The following is a 5,330-nucleotide window of genomic DNA, read 5'->3' on the forward strand; positions in this document are numbered from 1 at the left end:
ACTGCTGGAATTCAGGTATATTAGTCATTTTGGCAGTTTTTGACTCTTCTTTTTTCAGGCTTTGTGAGAAATCCGGGTTGAGTGATGCACTTCTACAGTTAAAGAAATTGCAAATCAAAACTCTTTTACTTGTCGTGGATCTTCATCCGGTGGATGCCAACCACCTTTGAGCCAAAGACGACGAGCTTTGACAATAGAGCCTTCATTATGACGTTCATCATTGAGGTCTAAACGATTACTTGTAGCTCGTCCTACAGAACTAATTCCAATAATTTTTAGACCATCTGCTGACCAAATAAAGTGGTCTGACCACTTTTGCTGACGTGGATTAAACAGAGGTAGCATCTGACCTGTATATGGATCAATTCCAGTCGTGAAATTGTAGCGGTATCCATTACAACGCTGACAGGCTAATGCCAGATTATCAGGTTCATCCGAACCCTTAAGAGACTGGGGTACAATATGGTCAATAGAAAATAGAGCAGCACTTGCTTCTTCTGAAGAATGACAGTATTCACAAAGAAATTTTGCTCTTTGTCTGACTAATTTTTTGGTCGCATCATTAACTGTCATGATTCAGAAATGATTTTGGCATTAAGCAAGGTAAAAATTCTATCCAGTTCCAATATGCCTGCCAATTCAGCATCTTCTTCTGTGGTTAGCAATCCAGCTTTCTTTTTCTCAGACAATTCTTCGAGTCGAGACTGTAATTCTTCAGTAAACTTAAACAAATGTATGTCCCTAACTTTACTGAGTTTGATTCCAGAATCTACCCAGAATGAGGGTTGAACCATCATTTGAGTAATCATAAGCTGTATGTCTCGTTTAATTTAGCGGACTGGTGGTATTTTAACAGCGAATCTTCCTTACCTGCTTTATTTTGAATGCCAGTTGATAAAAGGTAATGCGGTAGACTTGTCTTTTTCCGCAAGGAAGAAGCTCAAGTTCGCGGATGCCGTCTGTAATACGCTAGCTTGTGCTGATTTCTAACCTTTGTAATGCCAACTTCAAGATTATTCGTTTTTTGCGTAAAGCACGAAACTTGAGGTGAATAGTATTATATAACGGTATCTATTATGGATAAACTGGGGACAACGCTAATTGTCTCCTATATAATTTACTTCTATCAAAACTGCTCTAGCTTTCATCTAGGGCAGTTTTATATTGCACGGTAGAAGTCAGATTTACAGCTGCGCCCAATGGTGAACCATCTGCCTGTTGTGAGTAATCGAAGCTTCTTGAGAAATATTGCGCTATATTCTGTAAAAACGCATATTCCTAGCGTATCCAGTATATACCTCCCTTTCACCAGTCCAGCTATTGTCCCCCAATAGAAAATCTATCCCAGTTCAAAGCGAGTTTTTCAAGCTAGAAGCTGTTTTTTCTGGGTTTCCCGAAAACGGAAAAACTAAGATACTTTTAATTTTTGGGTTATCAACTAATTCTTTTAAACGCCCAAGCTGCCGATCTGTAATTGCAACTCCAGCATATTTTTGAGCGTAATTTAATTCTTCAACAAAATTACTATCATTATAAGCTTGAATAAATACACGATCTACACCCCATTTTTCCCAATCAGCCGCAAAATATTTTTTAGCCCAATATGGGTTATGATGGCAAATATCAAAACTCACCGATTTATTAGCTTTTTTCACAGAAGTTACCATCTGTTGCACAAATCGGGTTAAATTTTCAGTCCGGTCAAATTTCCCAGGTAATTCAGCATAATAACCTAAATAATCATCCCATTGAACTGCATCGATAGTTGGATATTTCTTGACAAACTCTACTAATATATTTTTAAAAAGATTAGCAACTTCAGGAATTTCCACATCCAGTACATAATGATCAATTCCAGAGTAGGTTTTATCCACTCCTGGAACAATCCATTTCCGATTAATCGCTAAATCAAAAATCGGGCTATTCTTATCTATTTTAATTCCCTTCTCGAAGTAAGCATGAACTTGCATCCCTTGCTTATGTGCTTCATCTATTAACCAATTTAACCATTGGTCTTGAAACTGGTTTGGACAACTTCTATACCCAAAGCTTTGCTGCATAGCTTCACTATTATACATCGTACAACCATTGCCCCAAACTCCGTGAATAATTGTATTAATTCCTTGAGAGCGATAGTAACGAACTCTTTCACGAATCGTTTGTTCGTCAGCATTATTGGTAACTTGATAGCGAGTTAAATAAATTCCTCTAATTACTTTCTTTTCCCAAGGCGTTTGAGGCAATTGGATTTTTTCTTTTAGGATTACTTTTGGGAAAATTTTATTGTTGTTAGAAGATGATGTTGGAGTAATTTTTGCCGAAACTGACGGAGCTATAGAAGCAGTTGGAGTAATAGTTGGAGAGCTAGTTATAGCGGGATTAAAAATATGTATATTTATCTTCTTACTATTATCTAAAAACTTGCTTATTTCTAAATATCCTCTCTGACTAAACCACCAATAACCACCTCCTAAGATAATTAGGATTATAGAGATCGGAATATTTGAGCATCCACATCCGCTTGGCTCTTTCTTTTGACTCGGCATCTAAAACTCCAATTTAGTTTTTGACAATATACCCCTGACTGTCTTATCGGTATATAAGAATAGATTTGAAAGCTTGAATCCTACCAAAATCGTTAATCGATACAGCACTTCCGGCAGCTATGAGGTACATCCTAAAATCTGAAAGCTTTGATAGGAGGGGGCAAGGAGAAAAACTGTATTGCATAATAGCCGGAAGCGCTGTAACTATACTTGCCCCTCAAGAATTTGAGCCAATTCACGACGGCTGCGATTTGCTTCTGACCAAAAAGCTACACCAAATATAATCAGCATCAATATAGGCATTCCTACAAATAGTGCAACCATATAATTAGGCATAGCCCCTGTCAGCGCTATAGGAATGACTGCACCATACCAGAGTAAAAACCAGAATCCTAAAAATGCCATCACAAAAGGATGTATCCTCATTTGTACATGAATCAAGGTTTGGTGAGATTCTACTTCAAAGCGTCCTCGAATCACTGGTAAAAACGAGTTCCGATAGTGAATTATCCGACTGATTTGAAACCCTGATTCCGAAATAGTTCCTTGATAAGGGAGGTGTTTCTTAGAGAATCTAAATACTTTTGTCGGTTCAACTTGTGCATTCAGCCGTTCCAGGACTATAGGCAGGGCATCAGGTGTCAAAATCGTAAAGCTATTGTCGGGTAATACTTTCATCTTGATTGAGGTTGCTGACTAACAATAAAACCTCGATAATTTGTAATATGAATCCTCTTAGTTTATTTAACACAGGGTCTTGTTTTCAGTTTTCCCTCAGCAGTAGCTTTTCTAACACAAAAACTTCCAAACCGAATCTTCGCAACAGATTTCCCATCAACACGCCACTCATCACCCCAATAGCCCACCTTTCCATGATTTTCAGCAATCACCCGTGAAAATCGATTGCTCTTAGGCGATGAACTAAAACTCGCTTTGAAAGCGATCGCTTAGAACAGGCAGTACACTCCTACTATGTCATTTGACGACATCATTGCTTTTGGGTACTTACATCCATAGTGCCAAGTTCGCCCATCTAACCAAAGGTGACAGAAATACCACACCAGGTTGAGGGTTCCACACACCATCGTGTTCTGTAGTAAAAGTCCAGCCTGAAGCCCCGCAGAGTACTAGACCATCAAAAGCAGTTAGTGGGTCACTTTGTGGATATAAGTCTAAGTTAATACCGTAATATTCGGAAATCTTGTAGTATTGTGATATGTCTTGTACTTCAAACAGAGTGTGCGCTTGGATTTGGGGCGTTATCGCCTGCAAAAGTTCTTCAGCTTCCTTAAGACTTGACACTTCGGCGTACAAAAGTAGAAAAAATGTACTGTATTTCATGCAATACCTGAGAACCAGATTTTATATCTAGCCAATAAGCAAAATTCCACACTTTGTGCGATCGCACATATTGGTCATTGGGGTTGGGTGCGCTGGGATGTTAACTCGCAAAACCCAATGCACCAACAATAAGCTTGGTCTGATTGGGCTTTTACACCCTTACCAATTCAAACATCAACATTTATCTATTCTATCTATCTGTCTAGCAGCTTTCTCCCACAACTTAGCCGTAATCTTATCTTGTCAATGATTTCGGAGATTTCCCGCTTTTTTGTGAGATATTTGCTCTAACATCTTTAAAATGGCAGCTAATGTCAATTTACCCCAATCTATGAATCTTCAAGAAGTCAAAAATCAATTTCCAGAAGCAGTAGGTGAGATCGAGACACTTGAAAGACTAGGGTTCGCTTCCCGTAGTGGTAATTGGATTGATACCCTTGACTTTGAGAAAGCACAGACAGCTTGTTGGTTAGTCGGAAGAGTCGGTGATGAGCGAGACGCTGATGCCCTTATTCGTACTTTGTCTGGTCAACGTCGTGAATTATGGATGCAAGCAGCAACTTCCCTCAGCCTCATCGCTACTGAGAAGCACCTAAAATCTTTGTTGTCTATTCTGTCTACTAGTTCTGATCCCATACAGCGAAATAGTGTGGTGTATGCAATCTCTTTTCTGTCGAATTACCAAGGAAATCAGGAAGTTATTAGTACGCTGACCGAAGTAGCAGCAAACATTGCTGAGGCTCCTTTTGTTAGAGCGCAAGCATTAGAAGGAATTGGCAATAAGCTCTCTCATGAGTTACCAGAAAATTTATATCAGCCAGCAGTGAATGTAATTATCCAAGGATTGGATGATACTGAAGCTGAAGTTAGATTTTGGTCATGTTTTGCTGCCGGTGCGTTAGAAATCAAGGAGACTTTGCCCAAGCTGCAACTATTGGCGTAGACTGATAAAACAATCGTAGCTGGGTGGTGGTCTGTAGGTGAGGAAGCTGAAGATTCAGTTACTCTTATGACTGGAGGAGAACCACCACTGCGTAAACCATACAATTTACCTACCAATTAAATCTATTTTCTAGAACTCTAGTGGTCTGTGTGTCTGTTTTGTATTTGCTGTTAACAGATGGCGTGTTAGAAACGGATGGTGCGCGAGATTTTTACCCAACGGACAACATAAAGTCTTTTACAGTGATGATTGCTGGAAATAGAATTATCACTCAGTTGGAAAAATCGGTAATTCAATCTCAAGCGATCGCAATCACACTTTGGCCCAATAGCTGCTAAAGATTGCACTCAGAATTTATTGGGGGAAGCTCATGAACAACCAACCGAATCACGAAAACCTTAGCCCACAAGAAACGCCATGTCCTATCTGCGGTTCACAAAATTTTGTTTGGGGTCGTACCGTTGGAGAATCAGTAAGTCAGTGGGTGTATTTCCGTGCTG

Annotated in this window: 7 protein-coding genes; 2 read left to right on the plus strand and 5 right to left on the minus strand. The window is 39.3% G+C overall.

What is annotated here, in order from left to right:
• Positions 1-114 precede the first annotated feature (114 nt).
• From G1O98_RS36560 to G1O98_RS36580, 5 genes are all read right to left on the minus strand, one after another.
• Positions 115-573 (minus strand): HNH endonuclease, encoded by a 459-nt coding sequence (locus G1O98_RS36560; protein ID WP_163939133.1) that lies wholly within the window; start codon positions 571-573, stop codon positions 115-117.
• Positions 570-809, minus strand: a complete 240-nt coding sequence (locus G1O98_RS36565) for a hypothetical protein (RefSeq protein ID WP_163939136.1) — start codon at positions 807-809, stop codon at positions 570-572. The genes G1O98_RS36560 and G1O98_RS36565 overlap by 4 nt, the downstream gene beginning before the upstream one ends.
• A gap of 540 nt (positions 810-1,349) precedes the next feature.
• Positions 1,350-2,546 (minus strand): family 10 glycosylhydrolase, encoded by a 1,197-nt coding sequence (locus tag G1O98_RS36570; RefSeq protein WP_163939138.1) that lies wholly within the window; start codon positions 2,544-2,546, stop codon positions 1,350-1,352.
• 204 nt (positions 2,547-2,750) lie between these two features.
• Entirely contained in the window at positions 2,751-3,224 is a 474-nt protein-coding gene (locus G1O98_RS36575; protein WP_163939140.1) for a hypothetical protein, read from the minus strand.
• Between the two features lie 327 nt (positions 3,225-3,551).
• Entirely contained in the window at positions 3,552-3,848 is a 297-nt protein-coding gene (locus G1O98_RS36580; RefSeq protein ID WP_163939142.1) for a hypothetical protein, read from the minus strand.
• Positions 3,849-4,188: 340 nt separating this feature from the next.
• Between G1O98_RS36580 and G1O98_RS36585 the strand changes: the two genes are divergently transcribed.
• Both G1O98_RS36585 and G1O98_RS36590 read left to right on the plus strand, forming a co-directional pair.
• Positions 4,189-4,830: a hypothetical protein gene (locus tag G1O98_RS36585; RefSeq protein WP_163939144.1), complete on the plus strand. Its 642-nt coding sequence runs from the start codon at positions 4,189-4,191 to the stop codon at positions 4,828-4,830.
• Between the two features lie 149 nt (positions 4,831-4,979).
• Positions 4,980-5,168 carry a hypothetical protein gene (locus tag G1O98_RS36590; protein WP_163939146.1) on the plus strand — a complete coding sequence of 63 codons (189 nt, stop codon included), beginning with the start codon at positions 4,980-4,982 and terminating at the stop codon, positions 5,166-5,168.
• Positions 5,169-5,330 lie beyond the last annotated feature (162 nt).

This window comes from Nostoc sp. UIC 10630 (assembly GCF_010747425.1).
GTDB lineage: Bacteria > Cyanobacteriota > Cyanobacteriia > Cyanobacteriales > Nostocaceae > Nostoc.